General features: G+C 69.1%; 14 protein-coding genes. 2 read left to right on the forward strand and 12 right to left on the reverse strand.

From position 1 onward, the window contains the following. Positions 1–472: 472 nt before the first annotated feature. The 8 genes from CC117_RS26330 to CC117_RS26360 form a co-directional block, all read right to left on the reverse strand. On the reverse strand, positions 473–2,212 hold the full coding sequence (locus tag CC117_RS26330; protein ID WP_071088791.1) for an ABC transporter ATP-binding protein: 1,740 nt from the start codon (positions 2,210–2,212) through the stop codon (positions 473–475). Beyond that, complete coding sequence (locus tag CC117_RS26335) at positions 2,209–3,963, reverse strand: ABC transporter transmembrane domain-containing protein (protein WP_071088793.1); 1,755 nt, start codon at positions 3,961–3,963, stop codon at positions 2,209–2,211. The genes CC117_RS26330 and CC117_RS26335 overlap by 4 nt, the downstream gene beginning before the upstream one ends. Beyond that, positions 3,963–4,823, reverse strand: a complete 861-nt coding sequence (locus CC117_RS26340) for an ABC transporter ATP-binding protein (protein ID WP_071088859.1) — start codon at positions 4,821–4,823, stop codon at positions 3,963–3,965. The genes CC117_RS26335 and CC117_RS26340 overlap by 1 nt, the downstream gene beginning before the upstream one ends. 20 nt (positions 4,824–4,843) lie before the next feature. After that, positions 4,844–5,881 carry a FecCD family ABC transporter permease gene (locus CC117_RS26345; RefSeq protein WP_241830441.1) on the reverse strand — a complete coding sequence of 346 codons (1,038 nt, stop codon included), beginning with the start codon at positions 5,879–5,881 and terminating at the stop codon, positions 4,844–4,846. 68 nt (positions 5,882–5,949) lie between these two features. Beyond that, positions 5,950–6,993, reverse strand: a complete 1,044-nt coding sequence (locus tag CC117_RS26350) for a FecCD family ABC transporter permease (RefSeq protein ID WP_084132823.1) — start codon at positions 6,991–6,993, stop codon at positions 5,950–5,952. Beyond that, positions 6,990–7,844 (reverse strand): ABC transporter substrate-binding protein, encoded by an 855-nt coding sequence (locus tag CC117_RS26355; RefSeq protein WP_241830443.1) that lies wholly within the window; start codon positions 7,842–7,844, stop codon positions 6,990–6,992. Before CC117_RS26355 ends, CC117_RS26350 begins: the two co-directional genes overlap by 4 nt. 212 nt (positions 7,845–8,056) lie before the next feature. After that, on the reverse strand, positions 8,057–8,218 hold the full coding sequence (locus CC117_RS37615; protein WP_157905458.1) for a hypothetical protein: 162 nt from the start codon (positions 8,216–8,218) through the stop codon (positions 8,057–8,059). Between the two features lie 123 nt (positions 8,219–8,341). Continuing rightward, positions 8,342–10,372 carry a siderophore-interacting protein gene (locus tag CC117_RS26360; protein ID WP_241830444.1) on the reverse strand — a complete coding sequence of 677 codons (2,031 nt, stop codon included), beginning with the start codon at positions 10,370–10,372 and terminating at the stop codon, positions 8,342–8,344. A 2-nt stretch (positions 10,373–10,374) separates the two neighbouring features. Between CC117_RS26360 and CC117_RS26365 the strand changes: the two genes are divergently transcribed. After that, the gene (locus CC117_RS26365) at positions 10,375–11,916 is read left to right on the forward strand and encodes a helix-turn-helix domain-containing protein (RefSeq protein WP_071088800.1); all 1,542 of its coding nucleotides are present in this window, start codon (positions 10,375–10,377) and stop codon (positions 11,914–11,916) included. A gap of 985 nt (positions 11,917–12,901) precedes the next feature. Here the strand turns inward: CC117_RS26365 and CC117_RS26370 are convergent. The 3 genes from CC117_RS26370 to CC117_RS26380 all read right to left on the reverse strand — a co-directional run bounded on the left by CC117_RS26370 (position 12,902) and on the right by CC117_RS26380 (position 15,066). Beyond that, positions 12,902–13,339: an SsgA family sporulation/cell division regulator gene (locus CC117_RS26370; protein WP_071088802.1), complete on the reverse strand. Its 438-nt coding sequence runs from the start codon at positions 13,337–13,339 to the stop codon at positions 12,902–12,904. A 253-nt stretch (positions 13,340–13,592) separates the two neighbouring features. Beyond that, positions 13,593–13,844 (reverse strand): hypothetical protein, encoded by a 252-nt coding sequence (locus tag CC117_RS26375; protein WP_018638348.1) that lies wholly within the window; start codon positions 13,842–13,844, stop codon positions 13,593–13,595. Positions 13,845–14,154: 310 nt separating this feature from the next. Further along, complete coding sequence (locus tag CC117_RS26380; protein WP_071088804.1) at positions 14,155–15,066, reverse strand: oxygenase MpaB family protein; 912 nt, start codon at positions 15,064–15,066, stop codon at positions 14,155–14,157. 249 nt (positions 15,067–15,315) lie between these two features. Here CC117_RS26380 and CC117_RS26385 point away from each other — a divergent pair, with 249 nt between their 5' ends. Further along, positions 15,316–17,235 (forward strand): NAD-binding protein, encoded by a 1,920-nt coding sequence (locus CC117_RS26385; RefSeq protein ID WP_071088806.1) that lies wholly within the window; start codon positions 15,316–15,318, stop codon positions 17,233–17,235. Positions 17,236–17,331: 96 nt separating this feature from the next. Here CC117_RS26385 and CC117_RS26390 read toward each other — a convergent pair whose 3' ends face one another. Next, a complete protein-coding gene (locus CC117_RS26390; RefSeq protein WP_071088808.1) occupies positions 17,332–18,102 on the reverse strand; it encodes a thioesterase II family protein in 771 nt (256 codons plus the stop codon). Positions 18,103–18,956 lie beyond the last annotated feature (854 nt).

Below are 18,956 nucleotides of genomic sequence, written 5' to 3' on the forward strand. Positions count from 1 at the left end.
GCAAACGAGAGAGGCAACCGCTTCCCATCACTCACCCCCTGGTCAGAAGGCACTTCTTCCGCAGACGATGCACTCCCCGTACCCTCACGAGGATCCCCGCCCACACTCATCGCGTACCCTCACCGCTGCGACCATTCATACAACCAGTGTAAGGTAACCTAACCTAAATTTACAACGGGTCGGCGAGATTCCCGAGAGACTCCCGAGAGCAGCAGCGCGTACCCCACAGGGAATGTCCACCCAGCACCCGCGATCAGACAGTTCCACTCCGATGATCGCTTGACGCGCTGAGCTGGAGTGATAGGTGTTGACCTAAGCCTGGATGCACCGCCGTTTATGGCTGTCCGCTGGGGTTCCTGAACGCGGAAGTACCCTCTGAGCCGGGAGGATGGGGGTTCTCTACGCTTCCGCCCATCAGATCGAGAGGCCACTTCGCACGTGCGGTTGTTGCATGCCGCGTCCAGGATCACCCCTACCCGTTCGCTCCAGCTTCCTGCCCGGCCCGCCATGCCGACCAAAGCGCGGCGTACACCCCGCCGGCGGCGATCAGCTCTGTATGGGTTCCTCGCTCGGCGATACGGCCGTGCTCCATCACCACGACCAGATCGCAGGCGGCGGCTTGAGAGAGCCGGTGCGCGATCACCAGTCCAGTGCGTCCGGTCAGCGCAGCGTCGGCGGCGCGGTCGAGCACTCCGGCGTACGCGGAACCTGCCTCGGCGGTGGCCTCGTCGAAGATCGCTAGTTCCGGGTCGGCCAGCACCAGGCGAGCGAGCGCCACCTGTTGTGCCTGTGCGGCGGTCAGCTCGTACCCGCCACCACCGAGCACCGTGTCAAGGCCATCGGGCAGCAGGTCGAGCATCCCTACAGCCTGGGCCACTTCCAGCGCAGCCCGTACTTGGCCGTCGGTGGCATCCGGTGCGGCGAGGGTGAGGTTCTCGCGCAATGTCCCCGCGAACACGTGTACTTCCTGGGTGATCATCATTGTGCGCTCCGGTCGGGCCACGGTCCCGGCGTCGGGCTGGTGAATACCGGCGATCACGGTGGCCAGCGTGGACTTGCCGGCACCCGACGCACCTACGACGGCGACACGCTGACCGGTGGGGATGTCGAGCGTGACATCGACGAGTACGCGGGGGCCGGCCCCGTAGTGGAAGGATGCCTCGCGGAGGTGGACGCCGCTGCTCGTTGCGATGCTCGGCGCGTCCGCGACGGGGATGGTGGTGACTCCGACCATGCGGTTCAGCGACGCGAGGGAGGACTGGAGAGTGTCGATGACGAACAGCAGCTGATTGACCGGATTCAGCAGGCGTAGCACGAGCAGCATGGCGGTGGTCGCGCCCCCGACAGTCGAGGCTCCGTGGTCGATGAGGACGAAGCCGACGACGAGCACGGCGGCCAGGCTCAGGCACTCGCCGAGGTTCAGGCGGGTGTTGAGCATGCTCTGCACGGTCCGCGCCCGCATCGCCTGCACCGTTACGCCCCAGGCGGTGGTTGTCACGGCGCGGTGCCGCTGCTCGGCAAGCCTGAATCCGAGCACAGTGGCGTAGCCGCGCTGCGACTCCAGAATCTGTTGGGCACGCGCGCTCATCGCCGCACGCTCGGCCCGGTATACCCGCGGTCCTGTTCGCAGGTACCACCGCATGGAGAGCACGTAGACAGGCAGCACGACGGCGAGGGCGGCGGCGTAGGGCCATTCCAGCGCGGCTARCCCGCCCAGCGATATGACGATGGTGAAGGACGTAACGGTAAGCACCGGGATCACCTCGGGGGCCGCATCGGCAACCGTGGTGACGTCGTCGCTGGACCGCGAGATCAGATCCCCGGTGCCGGCCCGCTCGACGACATGCTGCGGCAGTGTCAGGGCACGGGAGACCAGCTCCTCCCGCAGCCCGGCGAGGATGGTGTGGTATGTCTGAGTAGCCAAGACGATCGTCGCCGCCGTGCCAGCGGCACCGAGAATGGCTGAGACCGCCATGATCGCGGTGACGGTCAGCACGGTGCTGAGATCGGCGGTACCTGCCTGGACCCGATCGATGAGGAACCCGATCGCGACGGGTCCGATCAGATCGATGGCGGTGCTTGCGATTCCCAGCATCACGAGGGCGGCCAGACGGAGTCGATGCCCACGGCTGAGCCGCCACGCCTCCTGAGCGRTCTCACGTCCGCCCGCGACCGGCAGCGCGTGCTCTGTCGTCGCGGATCCCCCGGTCACGGCGCCGCCTTTCCAAGCACCAGCACGTTGTCGAGAAGGTCGACGACACGGTCGCAGCAGCCAAGCAGGGCCGGGGACGAGGCGATCAGCAGGGTTGAGCGATCTGTGCGGATACCGACCAGCCGCTCGGCGATGGTCTGCTCGGTCACCGAGTCGACGGCGGTGGTTGGGTCGTGCAGCACCAGCACCGGACTATCGGTCGCGAAGGCTCGAGCGAGCGCAACCCGTTGACGCTGGCCACCGGACAGGCGGTTGCCGTTCTCACCGACGGGGGTGTCGAGATCGGCTGCGAAGTCCTCACAGGCGGCCGCCCACACCGCACTGTCCATTCGCTCGGGCAGGCAGGCGGTGGCGGCGAGGTTGTCGCGGATGGTGCCGGTGAACAACGTTGTCCGATGGGGTGCGACGGTGACCAGGGAGCGGTACTCCGCTGGGGTCAGTTCGTGCGCCGGCCGGCCGTCGAGACGCACCTCAATGTCGTTGGCGGCCCACGGGTTCAGCAACGCGTCAGCGATGCGGGCGGCAATCCGATCATCGGCGTGCACCCCCACCAGCTCACCGGGCTCTACCCGGATTGAGGCACTGGGCACGCCGACATCCAGTACGCCGACAAACAGTGCGGACACGTCCTGCACAGGCGGCGGCGTGTACCGCTGTCGTATCGCGTCATCGTGTCCGGATGCGGCGGCGCCTGCGTTCCTGAGCACGTCCACGATTCGCGCGGCCGAGGCGCGGGAGCCCGCGAGATTGGGGATGGAATGGATCGCGATCGCCTGCATCTGTGGCAGCAGCGCCTGGGTGAGGCCAACCGCGGCGATCAACTCGCCGATGCTCAGCTGCCCCTTCACCGCGAACCAGCCCGCCAGCCCCGTCACCGCGGCGACGAACACACCGTTCACAGCACCGGAGCCCACAAGAAACCTGCCGAGCAGCCCGGCGTTGCGGCTGGCACCGACCAGGGTCCCCCGGCTGGCCTGCCGGTATCGCCTGGTCGCTTCGGCCTCGGCGCGCACGCCCTTGATCACCCGGTACCCGGCGACCAGATCGGTGGCCCGTCCAACGGTGTCAGCGAGGAGATCCTGGTACTCGCGGGTGTCGCGGGAGAGACGTTCGCTCAGGAGGCCCATCAACCAGACCGCCACGGGCGCGCCGAGCAGCACCACGACCCCAAGCAGCCAGTGYGCCACCAACAACGAGACAGCGATGAACGCTATGGCGGCGATCCTCGCGATGGGCAGAACCACGAGCAGCCCGCCGTTGGCCAGGCGGGCGACGTCATTCGTCATGGCCGAGACAACACTGTCCGCCGGCGCCCGTACCGCGCTGCCGTCGGCATGCAGCACTCTGGTCGAGAGCGTCGCGCGCAGTCGGTGCTGGAACAGCTGGATCGCATACGTGCTGAGCCGATTCGTGATCCTGGCCGCCATTGTCAGCGCGACGTACAAGGCCACCAGCACACCGAGCCAAAGCACCAGTTGCCCGGCATCCCTGGTCACGAGCGCCCGGTCGATCGCGAGCCCCATCACCACCGGGACGGCCGACTCGCCCACCTGCCACACGATCGCCAACAGCATCGCGGGGATCGTGACGCGTGGCAGCGAGAAGATGACGCGCGCCACGAACTGTCCGGGACGATCACCCGCCCTGACCTCGAATGACCGGACGTCAGGAGGCTCGGGCGCAGCCTGCCCCAGGACCGGTAGCCACCGCGTCAGCGGTCCTCGCCCCAGCCCCATCGGATCGGTGCGCATCAACGGTCCCTCCGCACGCCTTCGCCACCGCGGTCACGGCCCAGCGGCACCACCTGAGGAGTGCCCGCCACCGGATCGGGCACCACCAGAGCGCGCAGACCGAACACCTCGTCGACCAGCTCGGCCGTCACGATCTCCGACGGTGGCCCCTCGGCGACCACGGCGCCGTCCTTCATGGCGATCAGGTGCGTGGCGTAGCGAGCGGCATGATTCAGGTCGTGCAGCACGGCGACCAGGGTGTGGCCCACGTGGTGCAGGTCGGTGAACAGCTCCATCAGTTCGATCTGATGGGCAATGTCGAGGAAGGTGGTCGGCTCGTCCAGCAGCAGGATGCTGGTGTGCTGCGCGAGCGCCATCGCCACCCACACCCGCTGTCGCTGGCCTCCCGACAACTCGTCCACCAGGCGGCCGGACAGGTCGGTGACCGCGGTCTGGTCCATCGCCCTGGCCACGGCCCGCTCGTCGGCCTCGGTCCACAGCCGGATGAACCCCTGATACGGATACCGGCCCCGAGCCACCAGGTCGGCTACGGTGATCCCGTCCGGGGCGATCGAGGTCTGCGGCAGCAAGCCGACCCGCCGCGCCACCTCCTTCGTCCTGTACGACTGGATGGCCGCACCGTCGAGGAGCACCTGACCCGCGGACGGCTTCAACAGCCGCGACAGGCCGCGCAGCAGAGTGGACTTCCCGCAGGCGTTCGGGCCCACGATGACTGTGAACGACTCGTCCGGAATGGACACCGACAAGCCCTCGCTGATGATGCGCCTGTCGTAACCGATCGTCGCCGACTCCACGCGGAGGCGTGAGCCGTCGGGCCGCGGAGCAGGCGAGGATACGTCTCTCGCCTCCGCAAGATCGATGGTGGTGTCGGCGTGAGTGCTCACAGGCGTCTCCTGGCTTCGGTGAACAGCAGATACCCGAGGTACCCACCGCCGAGCATGACGGTGATGATCCCCACCGGCAGGGGAGTCGGGGCGACGTGCTGGGCGAGGTAGTCCGCCGCCAGACACAGCAGCGCGCCGACGAGGGCGGTGGGTGCGAGGGTTATCCCCGCAGTGCGGACGAGGCGGCGTCCGATCTGCGGCGCGACCAGGGAGATGAACGCGATCGGCCCCGATGCGGCCGTGACAACCGCCGTCAGCGCCACCCCCACCACGACCATGCCGAGGCGGGCGGGCGAGACCCGCACCCCCTGGGAGACGGCGGTATCGTCACCCAGCTCCATCTGCCGCATCGGCCGGCTCGACATCGCAGCCAGCAGCAGAAGCACAGCGATGCACACACCGCCGATGGCCACCTGATCCCAGGACACCCCGTTGAGTGATCCGGCGCCCCACGCGGCGGCTGCGATCGCCTGTTCCAGGTCGGCTTTGAGAATCAACCAGGTGTTGAGCGAGTCGAGCATCGCCGAGACGCCGATGCCGACAATGATCAGCCGGAACCCCTGCACCCCTCGCCGGTAGGCGAGCACGTACACGGCGATGGCGGTGGCCATCCCCCCCAGCAACGCCCCGCCTATCAACTGCACGTAGCTGCCGTTGATGACGAGGATCACGATCAACGCGCCGGTGTAGGAGCCCTGGGAGAATCCGATGATGCCGGGGTCGGCGAGCGGATTGCGCAGCATCGACTGGAAGACCGCCCCGCTCACCCCCAACGCGGCACCGAACACCAGCGCCGCAACCACCCGGGGCAACCGCCACTCGACCACGATGTCGTGGACCAGCCCGGTCTCCCCGCCGACCAGCGCGGAGACCACCTGCCCAGGGCTGAGCTGGTACGAGCCCGTCATCAGCGCGAGCACCGCCATGCAGGCGACCGCGACCGCGAGCGCCCCACAGACGATGACCGAGCGCCACTCGAGCCGGACCGCGATCCTCCATCGCCGCAGCACCAGCACCCGCCGCCCGAAGTCCACCCGCCCCCCGGGAGCCCCACCTGTTGAGCGAAGGCGCGTTGGTCCGGACCGAGAAGTAACGCCGATGCTCATAGTCCGCTGGCCTTCTTCCGCCGCACCAGTGCGATGAGAACGGGGGCGCCGATGAAGGCGGTGACGATACCCACGGGGATCTCGCTGGGCCGGATGACGATTCGCCCGAGAATGTCGGAGGCCAGCAGCAGGCTCGGGGCGAGGAGGATGCTGTAGGCGAAGATCCAGCGCTGGTGCGGGCCGACGAACCAGCGGGCCATGTGCGGCACCATGAGCCCGACGAATCCGATGGGGCCCGCGATGGCGGTCGCGCCTCCGGCCAGCAGCGTGATCGCGATGATTGCGAGGACGCGGGTACGGGCCAGACGGACGCCCTGGGCGGCGGCGATCTCGTCGCCGAGAGCCATCGCGTTGAGTGGACCCGACACCGCAAAGGCCAGAACGAGTGCCACGGCGAAGAGCGGCAGGACCGGCCACACCACGTCGAGGGGGCGCCCCAGGATCGAACCGGCAGCCCACGACCGCATCGCATCGAACGCATCCGGGTTGGTCAGCTGAAGTGCCGACCCGGCACCACCGAGCACCGCGCCGACACAGACCCCGGCGAGCACCATGACTGCCGGCGACTGGCCGCGTCGGGTCGATCCCAGGAGCAGGACCATGATCGTGACGATCAGCGCCCCGCCGAACGCGAACCACATGTAGCCACTGATATCGCGGATTCCGAGCACGCCGACGGCCACGGTCACCGCGAAGGAGGAGCCCGCGTTCAGGCCGAGGATACCGGTGTCGGCCAGCGGATTGCGCGTCAATGCCTGGATCAACGCCCCCGCGGCCCCCAACGCCATGCCTACGACGAGCCCGACGATCGTGCGCGGCAGACGGTAGTCGCGGATCGAGAACTGATCGATGTCGGCCGACGGATGAAACAGCGCATCCCATATCACCGACGGCGCAATCACCGTCGAGCCGACCAACAGGCTCAGCACCAGCAGCACGAGCAGTGCCACCAGGGCTGCGAGCAGACCGACGGCGCGCAGTCGAGGTCCGGATGCCGCCGCGGGCACCCGGACCTCGACGTCACTGGTCTGTGCCGTCATCCCGCCGTCGCGAGCTTCGCCAGTGCCTGGCCGAGCGAATCCAGGTACTGGGAGTAGGTCCGATAGGATCTGGTGAAGCTGACATCGCCGAAGCAGTAGACACCCAGGGCCTTGCCGGAGGTCACGGCGGGAAGGGCCTTCCATCCGTTCGATTCCGCCACGGGGACGAAGCCTTCCGCGACCTTTCCCTCAGCGTCCACGGGGTACAGGAGCACGTCGTACTCGGACAGGCTGCCGATCTGCTCGAACGATCGCTCCTCGCCCCCTTCACCCAGATCGGATATGCTGAGGGGAATGTCCGCTCGCGCTATCTCCGAACACTGTGAGCCGTTGAGGGCGAACATTCCCGGGTCCTGCCAGGAACCTCTGTTGACTTCGCCGAACTTGGTGGTCTCGATGATCTCCGAGTACTTGCCCTGGAACTCGGCGAGCTTCTCCTCGTACTCGGCCTTCTGCTCGTTGAGAGCATCCGTCAGCTCAGTGGCATCCGCGGTCACGGACAGGCGGTTCTTCCAGTCCGAGCTGAATCCGAAGTAGATCGTCGGTGCGATCGATTCCAGTTCCGACTTCATCTGCTCGAAGTCGGAGTCGGGTGCGGAGAACAAGATGAGGTCGGGCTTGAGGGTGGCCAGCAGCTCGAGGTCGGCTTCGCTGGCGCYGGAACCGAGGAGCTTGGCCGCCTTGTATGCGGCCTGCTGCTCCTCGGGCAGTGCGTCGAGCACGGAGGCGTCCACCTCCGTGACGCCCACCGGCTTGCCGCCGAGGTCGAGGAACGACACGGTGAGTCTCCCGAGCGTTGCAACCCGCTGCGGGTGCGCCGGGATCTCGACCGCGCCGTTGTCGGCCTCCACGGTGCGGGTCGCTCCTACCGCGTCACCTTGATCGCTTTTGTCGTCGCTGCCGCACCCCGCAAGGAGGATCGCGGTGCTCAGCAACGCGGCGACAAGGGCCGCGCCGCGGCGTCGCGACCTGGTAAAAATCATGGATGCGTTCTTCCTTCTGTTCTTCGTTCGAGTGGGGGTGGTGTGCCCCGTTAAATCCAGACAGCCACCATGAGGATGACCTAAGCGGCGGACTGAATTTTCAGGTATTCGTCGTGGACCTGGCACGGGGTGCGGTAGCCGAGTGCCAAATGGCGCCGCATCGTGTTGTAGCGGAGTTCGCTCATCGCCCCGTCAGTGAACCGGTGGTTGCGGGCGGCGATGGTGACGGCGCCACCAACCATCTTGGTACTCGGGGCGTCGGCGGTAAAGTCGTACTGCAGGACTCTGTGTCAACTATTACTCTTTCCGTGCTGCCCCTAATTCTGGTGGGGGCAGTTGCCCGGAAGGAAGGTGGCACCTCAGGGTCAGTGGGTGCCGTTGCGGACGAGTTCGTGGACGGCGGTGCCCCAGCCGACGGTGTGCGCCTCTGTGCGGGTGAGCCCTGACCGGGTGATCACGGTGTCCAGTTCCTCGGCGGTGCGTAGACCGGAGCCATGTACCGCGAGTCCGATCAGGTCGGCTTCGCCGTCATGTCCATCGAGGTCGTCGGTGTCGAGGACCTCCTCGACCAGCAGCACCCGCCCACCCGGGAGGAGGTTCTCGGACGCTCGGCGGAGAGCGTGGGCGGCGTCGGCGTCGGGTAGCGCCTTGAAAGCGCGGCTGATGAACACGACATCCGATCCGGGGCTGGGCTCGAATACCGACTGCTCGACCACGCTGACCCGTGCCCGCTGCTGCTCGTCGGGGATCGTGACGGGCAGGTCGCGGCGTAGCCAGTCGGCCTGGGCGGGCAGCGCGCAGATCGTCACCCGCAGCTCAGGATGAGCGGCGACGAACTCGCGGGCCTGCACGCCCGCGCCACCGGAGTGGATCACCAGGTGCCGGATGCCAGCAAGCAGGTCGGACTTGGCGATCGACATAGCCAGCGCGTGCTGGAACTCGGCCAGACGTTCCAGGTAGCGGTCCTCGTAGTCCTGCTCGGCGCGCACCTCAGCAAAGGTCTGACCCGTGACGGAGGCGTAAGACGACCGGCCAGTGCGGATCGACTCGGTGAGTCCGTAGAGGCCGAGCATCTCCCGGCCTCCCACCCCGGACGGGTGCAAGGAGTCCGCGACGAATTCGACGGTCAGGACTTCACCCACCGGCGTCAGACCGTAGCGGCCCGGTTCGGTCTCGGTCAGCACGTCCAGGGCATGCAGGTAGCGCAGCAGCTTGCCCAACGCCCGCTCGTCGGCATCCGCCCTGATGGCCAAGTCCGCCACGCTGCTGACACCACGCGAGATCAGCTCGGGAATGCCCAGCTCGACGGCGGTGCGGATCGCGATCGGCGAGACCAGTTCGGTCAGTTGATGGAGCTTCTCGAAGGGTGTGATCGACTTCTCGGGGTCGGGCACCGCTCCGTCGGCCTCCAGGGCAATGACCTCGCCACGACGCCAGTACCCGGTGAACTCGATGTCCTCCTTGGGCACACCCCGGTCCTCGACCAGATGGCGACGCAGATCCCGCACCGCCGAGCGCTCTCCCRCAAACCACGCGAACAGTCGACCTTCCCACCAGCCACTGTTCTTGACCGCGTCCACCAGAAGCATGGTCGTGCCCGCCTCGGCGCCGCCGCGCACCAACCAGGTCACCTCAACCCGCGGCAGAGCCCTCAGCTCCAGCCGATGAGCGTCCTCGGCGACCTCGACGAACACCTGCGCCCGCGCGTCATCGGGCAACTCATCAAGCAGGCGGGCGATCGCGGGGATCGCTGTGTCGTCGCCGGCGACAAGAAGCCAGTCCGCGTCCTGCGGCAGCGCCCGCGATGCGCTCGGGCCGTGGAAGTGGATGCGGTCGCCGGGTTGGGTGCGGTACGCCCAGGTGCTGCCGACACCGATACCGTGCTTGACGAAGTCCACGTCCAGTTCTCCGGCCGCGGGGTTCCAGCGACGGACTGTGTAGCTCCTTGACAACGGCCGGGGGTCCCTCGGCAGCTCGAGGCCCTTCTCCTTCTGTACTGGCAGCACCGGCTCGGCCTGATCTGGGTAGCAGAACACCAACCGAATGTCATCGTCGAAGCCCGTCGAGTCGAACGCCGGCTGCGGGAAGCCGTTCGCCGAGGTGAACGCACGAAGTTGGTCGCCACCCAACGTGATCCGGCGCATCCCCGGCGTCAGGTCCACCACCCGCACCACCTCGACCTCTCGCAGGGTCAGCGGGTGCACTGTGAGCCCACGCGAGGTCTTCGGCATGCTGAGGAAGCCCCTTCCGATCGCGTCTAGGGTGAGAAGGCCGCGCGCTACCAACGGCAGCGGGCTACCGGTAAGGTACGGTAAACCTAACCCACACTTGGGTACGCAGGTCGCCATATAGTTATGACATGATTGACTCGTCTCCGCCGCCGATACCGGGAGCACGGATGGTTCCGGTGGAGCGTCCCAGTCACCTGCTGATCTGGGTCCGCACCGGTCGCGCGCAGGTGCTTCTGGACGGCGGAACGGAGTTCTCCCTCGCCGGCGGCGAAGGCATCTGGATGCCTCAGGGCTACCGAAACCGCACCCTGACGATCACCGAGCCCGGCACGGTCGCTTTCCCGTACTGGCCCGACGCCAGCGTCGGGGCCTGGGCGCTGACCGAGCCGACGCGGTTCGACGTCCCCGATGGCTGGCAGGACTGGCTGATCCAGTACTTCAATCTTCAGGTCACACCGTTCACCGGTCACGGGTATTCGCCTGACGGGGTAGCCGACCTCCTTCGTGGTCTCGGCACACGCCCAACCTCACCTCCGCGCGGCGGGGCCACCGCTCCTTCGGCACTGCTCGATCCCCCCACCATGCCGAAGGCTGCAGGGGCGAGAGCAGTGGCCGAGGAGCTGATCCGCGACCCCGCGCTCGACCTCACCGTCAAGGAATGGGCGACACGGGTGCCCTCTAGTCCGCGCACCCTGCTGCGCGAGTTCCTCGCCGATACCGGGCTCACCTTCGAGCAGTGGCGACTGCGCTGCCGACTGACCGCCGCCGTCGAGTTTCTGGCCGCCGGGTACGACGTCGATCAGGTGGCAGCGCGAGTGGGCTTCGCCAGCTGCGGCGGTTTCCGGCGCGCGTTCCAGCAGCAGTTCGGGCCGACCCCTCACGAGTTCGCCAGGGATCTCGCCGCCCGCGCTCCTGCCGGTGGCCTGACCAGGCGCGCCAGCGCGGCACGCCAGGCTGATAACTTCGTGCGCTTGATGCGGAGAGACGGTGCTGCTGCCCATGCGCCCGATCTGCTGCCCGCAGCCCGCACGCCCTCGCACGCCATGGACAGTCACGTGCTCAGTTGGATGTATCGCGGCAGCGGTTACCTCGACATCGGCCTTAGGCGCTATGAGCGACTGCGTGGCGTCGCGACTTGGATACCGGCGGAAGTCGAGCACATTACTGGGCTTCGCCAGGACTCCATCTCGCTGCCGCTCGGAAACGCCAGCACCGCCGATCTCCAACTGATCGAACCGATCCAGGTGCAGTTCCCGCGAGCGTGGGACGACTACCTGATGTTCTCCTCCATCAGCGCCCGAACCTCGCTGCGTCCGGTCGACTATGACCCGACCCGCATCATCGACCTGTTCGCCGAGCAGGTCGCCGCGCAGCGGGCACTATCGGTGCCGATGCCCACCGACCCGCGTGGGCGCGAAGCTGCCATGGACTACCTGCGCCGCATCGGGGTCTCTGCTGGATCGACCGACTTCGACCTGCCCGCCGACGTCCACCGAGCGTTCCACGAACAGACCGGAATGACCTTCGCCCGCTGGCGCTACGCGGCCCGCATGCGCATGGCTCGCGACCTGCTCGTCGGCGGCGCCAAGCCCAGCGCCGTCGCCCGCCGCGTTGGCTACGCTCACCTGCCGACCTTCAGCGCCGCCTTCACACGCTTCCACGGACTCTCACCGCGCGAATACCAAGAGCGTGAGATCGGCACCGCTTGATCAACGCCATGGATGGCCCGTGCCGCCGAGGCTGGCTCGGCGCGAAGAGACGATCATGAGCGGGACGCTTGACTCATGCCGACCCCGATCAATCACCAGTAGCTGACCGCCAGGCTCGTGGAACGAGCCTCTGCCAAGGGCGCCGACGCCGTCGGGCCCGGGCGCCTTCTGACTGGGCTGACAAACACAGTGCTCGCCGCCGCCGCTATCTGAGCCTGGTTACTCTCCCAGCTCTCCCGACCACCYGCGCAGGAACGACAAGCATGGCCCGGGAACCTGATCGGCGAGGGGACAGCGGGGCCTGGTTGCCATTGATCGGCTCGTCGGAGTCCTCGAAACCCGGCGCCGAACGTGGAACCGCGCAAGCGCCACCACGGGGAGAGCGCCTCGTGGACCGTCCGCCGCACAAGCGGACGGTCCACCGCCGCCGATGGAGATCGATTCCCACAATCTGGCGACCCTCATACGATGGATCCACAGGGGCCTCCTTCGTCGGTAGACGTGAGCAACCCCGAGGGACCTACCCCGACCCCGGGGAGTCACCAGGAGCGGAGGCCCCGCCCCTTCATCGCATCAACTGGGGTCCGTGACAGGCCATCACCGAGATCGTGTGACGCCGTTGCCACACTCGTTGCCATATAACGATCAACCAATGATCGACAAATCCTGTTATTTCCGCAGGTCAAAAGGGTGGGCAGGGGCGGGGTCGAACCGCCGACCTTCCGCTTTTCAGGCAGGCGGCCCGGAGGACGAACGGCGCCACGCGGATCTCCCCTACACCTGGGGCGCCGCGTCGGGCGGACATCCTGGAGGACCGGCGCCGGCGGCCGTGGGCTGCCGGCGCAGGGCCGGACGTCCCGAGCTGGGCTGCCCGGACGTCCGGATGCCACAGCACCGATCAGATGGCGGGCCCGCCGACGTCCTCCGACGGTCGGCCGGCGTATCCGCTGGCAGGCTGGTGCGTCTACCGCGGTCCGCCGGCCGGTCAGCTGCGGGTGTGGCCCTTCAGGACACGTAGCTCCAGATCGCGCTCGACCACGGCGTCCTCCGCCGAGGCCGGGAGCAGATCGTAGGTGTGGGCGATGAAGTCGTTGACCCGGTTCGCAGGCAGTTCGATCAGCGCGTGCCCACCGGGGCTGGTCAGCTCGACCAGCAGCACCCGGCGGCGGTCCCGCACCAGCGGGCGGATCCGCACGTCGCCCAGCCCGGCGCAGCGCCGGGAGCCGTCGACGAAGAGCCGGCGGGCGAACGTCCACACAACGGCTCTCTGGTCGGTGACCCACATACTCATGGTGATCGCGACGGGATCTACCGGGTCGTAGCGCAGGCTCGTCGGCAGCGGTACCCGCTCGCCGCTCGCAGCCAGGTACGTGGCGTTGAACTCCCATGTCACGGTGTCTGACACGATCGGACGGCGGCTCATCAGGCCCCTCCCACCCCTGGCGGCTGGTGCTGTGGAGACACCCTTGTCACACGACTGGTGTCGTTACAGAACGGTGTCATCCAGGAAAGCCGTCATCATCCGGCCTTTGTCGTCGGGGTGGAGTACGAACGACCCGGCTCGGCGGGACGCCGCCCGCCGGCCGCCACCCTCCCGGGTCAGCGGCCGGCGGCCGGCGATCACGCTCAACCGTCGGCGACCGGCACCAGGCAGCGCCCGCTCAGCGGCTGTCCGCTCAGCGGTCGCCGGCCCAGCGGCGGTCCTCCTCGTCCCACTTGTCGTTGCGGCGGTCGACGTCGTCGCGCCAGTTCTCGGCGTCCGCCGCGGTCGGGTAGGGGCCGAGGCGCCGGTGGCCCGGCGAGTCCGGCGGGTTCTCGACCCGGTTGTGCTCCATGCACCACCACCATCCGGACGGATTCCACGACGAGCTGTCCACCTGATCCGGGTCGGGCGTCCCGGACGCCTTCCGGCGCAGCCACTTCAGCATGATGGATCACCTACCCAGCCGACTCCCGCCGTATCCGGGCGCGGGTCCGGACGCCGGGCGGCGTACTTCTCACAGGAGCCGCCGCCGACCACCGGCCCCGGTAACCGGACCCCCGTCCGCCCGGGCCGCGGGGTCACCGGCTGCTCCCGCCCGGCCGCCCCGGTGCCGGAAGGTTCCCACCGGAGGACGGCCACCAGGCAGCCGGTCTGGTGAGCAGGCGCGTCTTGTGAGGGGGACGCGCCCGTTCCCAGGCCGGTCGCCCTGACCGCCCACCCGTTCGTCCAGTCGGCCGCCCTGACCACCCTGCCGCTCACCCGCCCTGACCGCGCCCCGCCGGGCGCGGTGGCTGTCGCTGGTCGCGCGGTTCGGTGGCCCAACGGATACTCGACACGGCGCCCTGCCCGGCGAGCCGCCACCAGGTGCCCTCGACGACGGGCAGGTACGGCAGGCGCAGCGGCCAGCGGGTCCAGGCCGGCATGAGCCCGACAGCTGCGGCGGCGAGTGCACTGTAGGGAACCCGGGCGAGCGCCGGCAGCGGCGCCCGCAGCAGCAGATATCGGGCTGCCTCCCGGGCGTGCGGGGTGCCTTCCAGCTCCGGGCGGAAGGCGGCGAGCTGGCGGGCGAGCTCGGCCCGGGTGCGCGGCGGGTCGGGCACGCCGAGCCGCTTCGCGACGACACTCGTGTCGAGAACGTAGCCGTCGCACTCCCGCGGGCTCAGCGGCCGTGCGCCGTAACGCTGGTGCGCGGCGAGGAAACTGTCGACCTCGGCGACGTGAACCCAGTGCAGCAGGTGCGGGTCGGCCGCCGAGTAGGGCCGCCCGTCCGATGCCACGCCGTGGATGTGCCGGTGCACGGCCTGCACCCGGGCGACCGCCTCCTCGGCGTCGCCGGCCGGGCCGAACGTCGTGACAGCCAGGAAGTAACTGGTCCGCTGCAGCCGGCCCCACGGGTCATGCTGGTAGTCCGAATGATCCGCCACTCCCGCCATCGCGAGCGGGTGCAGCGACTGGAGGAGAAGCGCCCGCAGCCCACCGACGAACATCGCCGAGTCGCGGTGCACCCGCCGGATGGGCCGGTCCGGGCCGAACCACCGCTCGCCGGCGGCCTCGTGAATGCGTTCCCGGCGCTCCGGCCCCTGGGTACCCGCGACCCTGGTGAACACCTCACTGGCCAGTCTGGCCCTCAGGGGTTCCGTGTCGATCCGCAACCTCAGCAGCACCACTCCTCCATCATGCTCCCGAGCAAGGCCGCGGGAACAACCGACCGGAATCATCTCGTCCCGGCCTGTACCCGCGCGGTGCACCCGCGGCACCCCACAGCACCCCACGGGTCCTACAGGTCCTACGGGTCCGACAGGCCTCCGCGGAGATCGCGGAACTCCCGGTCCGCCGGCCGCGTCGCGGGACGGCGCGGCCCGGCGGGGCGGGGCGGAAGCCGGGTGACGCGACTTCGGCATGGTTCAGTGACGGCCATGGGGGGCGCCGGACCGTCGGGCACTGATCACGTGATCGTGTGTGGGCTGAACTCACTCGGCATGAGCATCACCGAGCACCTGGACGCCGCCGGGGTCCGCGTCGTCGTCGTCGACGACCGTGGTGCGCCCGGTCTGCGCCGCCGGCTGGAACGGCTCGGGGTCACCCTCGTCCCGGAGGGGGCCGAGCACGCGGAATCCCTGCGGGAGGCGGGCCTTGACCGGGCGCTGGCGCTGGTGGCCTGCGGCGGCACCGATCTGGAGAACCTGCGGACCTGTCTCGTCGCCGCCGAGGCGGCCCCGGGCATCAGGATCGTCGCCAACATCGACAATCCGCAGCTCGGTCGCCAGCTCCAGGACAGCATCGCCGAGGTCCGGGTGCTCAGCGTCGGCGGGCTCGCCGGGCCGGGCTTCGTCGAGGCGTGCCTGCAGTCGTCGGTGATCCACGCCTTCGCCCCCGCCGGGACGTCCGACGATGCGGAGATCCTCGCCGTGGTCGACGAGGACGTCCCCCGACGGGCCGCGTTCCACGAGCTGTACGGCGACCTCACGCCGATCTCGCTGCGGCGTGCCGGCGAGCGGCGTGCCGACATCTGCCCGCCGCGGGACGTCCCGGTCGCGCCCGGCGACCGGCTGGTCGTCCTGGGCCGGCTCTCGGACCTGCGCGCCCGCGGACTGTCGTCGGACGACCTGCGCCACGCCCGCGTGTTCGCCGCGCTCGCCCCTGCCGCCCCCGCCGCCACGGCCGCCACCGAGGCGGCCGGCTCCGGCGCTCCGACTGCCGACGGCGGCGCCGATGCGGCCACGGCCGGGGTGGCGGCAGGCAGGGGCGCCGGGCGGCGAGGTGCCCGCCAGCCCCGTGGCAGGCGCCTGCGGGCGCTCGCCGCCGTGATGCATGCGGAGCTCGACGCACCCTTCCGGCGGGCCCTCGCAGTCGTGACCGCCGTGACGGCCGTGAGCACCGTCGTGCTCGCCCTGACCTACCGGAACAACAACCCGGCCGCGCCGGCCGACTTCGACACTCTGGACGCGCTCTACCTCACCGTCGGGACGATGGTCACGGTCGGCTACGGCGACTACAACTTCGGCACGGCCGACACCTGGCTCCAGGTCTTCGGCATCTGCCTGATGCTGTTCGGGGCGCTGGCGGTGGCCGTCGTCTATGCCTTCATCACCAATGTCATCGTCAGCCGCCGGCTGGAGCGGATACTCGGCATCGGCCAGGCGCGCACCGTGCATGACCACGCGATCATCTGCGGGCTCGGCCCGGTCGGCGTGGCGGCCATGGATGGACTGCTGCGCGCCGGCCGGCCGGTCGTGGTCGTCGAACGGGACGAGAACAACCGCTACCTCCCCGTCGCCCGGGAACGCGGCGTCCCGGTGGTGATCGGCGACGCGACGGTGGGCTCGACGCTGGTGGAGGCCGGTCTGGAACGCGCGACCACCATCGCGGCCATGACCGGCGACGGCCACGCGAACCTGGAGACCGTCCTGTCCGCCCGGCAGGCGCGAGTTTCCGGCCCCGGCGGCCTGCCGCTGCGCGTCGTCGCCCGGGTCCTCGACACGGCGCTGGCGGACGACATCGAGCACCGGTTCGGCATCCGCACCGCACGCAGCGCCATCGCCCTGGCCGTCCCGTACTTCCTCGCCGCGGCCGTCGGCCAGGACGTGGTCAGCTCCTTCTACGCCGAGCAGACGCCGTTTCTGGTCGTGCGCATGACGAAGCGTGACGGCGACGGCGACGGCGACGGCGACCCGATCGGATCAGTCGACGGCGCGAGCGCCGGGGTCCGTGTCCTCGGGGTGAGCAGGGCGGGCGCCGGTGACGCGGCCGAGATGCTCGTCGTGGGGCCCGCGAGCAAGGTCATCAGCCTGGGGCGCCGCGACCAGCGTCCCCCTCCTCCCGCCGCCCCGCGTTGAGTGCCTGCCCGGGCCGCCGGACGGCGCCGGCTGTGGTCCGCACCGGCGGGCGTTCCGGGCCCAGGGCCCGGCGGGCGAGCCTCGGGGCGAACGGGGTCAACGGGTGGCGACGCCGAGCAGGCCCGTGCGAATGCGGTCGGCGACCGCGGTGAGCTGTGTGCTGAGGTAGAAGTGCCCACCGGGGAAGCCGGTCAGATCGAAGTCGCCGGTGGTGTGCGGGCGCCAGGCCAGTGCCTCGTCCCGGGTCACCGCCGGGTCACTGTCGCCGATCATCACCCGCATCGGCGCGTTGATGACGGAGCCGGGCTCGCTGCGGTAGGTCTCGATCGCCTGGTAGTCGGCGCGCGCCGCCGGCAGGATCATCTGCCTGAACTCGGGATCGTCCAGGATGCGCGGATCGGTGCCGCCGAGCCGCGCGATCGACGCGAGGACGGCGTCGTCGTCCCGGCTGTGCACCGAGCTGGGACGCCCCCGCGACGGCGCCGGCCGGGCGGACGGAAACAGGATCAGCGGCTCGGGAGCACCCGGGGTGTTCTCCAGCCGCCGGATCACCTCGAAGGCGACGATCGACCCCATGCTGTGCCCGAACAGGGCGAGCGGGCGGTCCCCGAAGGGCATCAGGTTCGCGGCGACCACGTCGGCGAGCGCCTCGATGCTGGTCAGCGGCTGCTCGGCGAGCCGATCCTGACGGCCGGGGTACTGCACCGCGACGACCTGGGCAACGTCGGCAAGTGCCTGTGACAGCGGGTGGAAGAAGGTCGCCGCGCCACCCGCGTGCGGAAAGCACACCAGCCGCGGGCCGGACTCGTTGGCCGGTCTGAACTGCCGGATCCACCGGTCGACGTCGCCGGTCACGGTCACCACCATCGGGAGAGGGGACAGCGCAGGCACGCGGCTCACCTGCGGACATCGCCATCACATCACGCATTCCGGCCACCGGTCATCCGACGCCTCCGCGGGGCCGGCCGACGCGCGCCCGCCTCCGGCGTCCAGGCGTCCCGCGGCTGCCCGGGGGGCGCCGTGGGTCCGCGGTGACCCGGCCCGGCACCAGAACCGAAGTCGCGGTGACGCACATTCAGGTCGACCTATGACAGAAAACACAACGATACTTCCTCTGCCCCGATCAAAGTCCTATGATTTTCGGAGACGGGCGACAGCCGGCAACAATGTGGGGCCCGGCCGTCGGCTGCCCGGGGGAGGCGGCAGCACCATCGAACGGTGTGCCATTCGGGGGGTTTGACATGGAATTACGGGGTCGGCTGCCGCCTGCCGGGTGTATTCGGCGAAGACCCGTTCCGGCACCGCCCAGCTGAACCGGGCGGCGGGTTTCCAGAGTGCGTGCGGGCATCCATCCGGATCCACACCCTGCCCATCCAGACATTCGGCGTGATGGAATTTTCACGCCATGCCGGAGCGTTTGGTCGGCCGTTTCGCCTTCCGGGTTCCCGCCGCCGCCCCGAACCCGCACCCCCGCACGTTCCCGTGCGCATGCCCGTTCGCCTTCGTTCCATTCTGCCGTCGGCACGCTCTTTCGGCCCAGGTCAGCGACCGCGGCACGAGCGTGCCCGGCAGTTCGCCGGCGCCTTCGTGCGGCCCGGACTCCGCCGAACCCGTCCGTGCGCGCGTCCACGCCCCCGCACCGACACGCGGCCCGGCGATCACGCCCTCAGGCACCTTCCAGGGACAGCATGTCGGTAACAGTAAGAATTCGGAGAGGAGCA

The sequence above is a fragment of the Parafrankia colletiae genome (assembly GCF_001854655.1).
Taxonomy (GTDB): domain Bacteria; phylum Actinomycetota; class Actinomycetes; order Frankiales; family Frankiaceae; genus Parafrankia; species Parafrankia colletiae.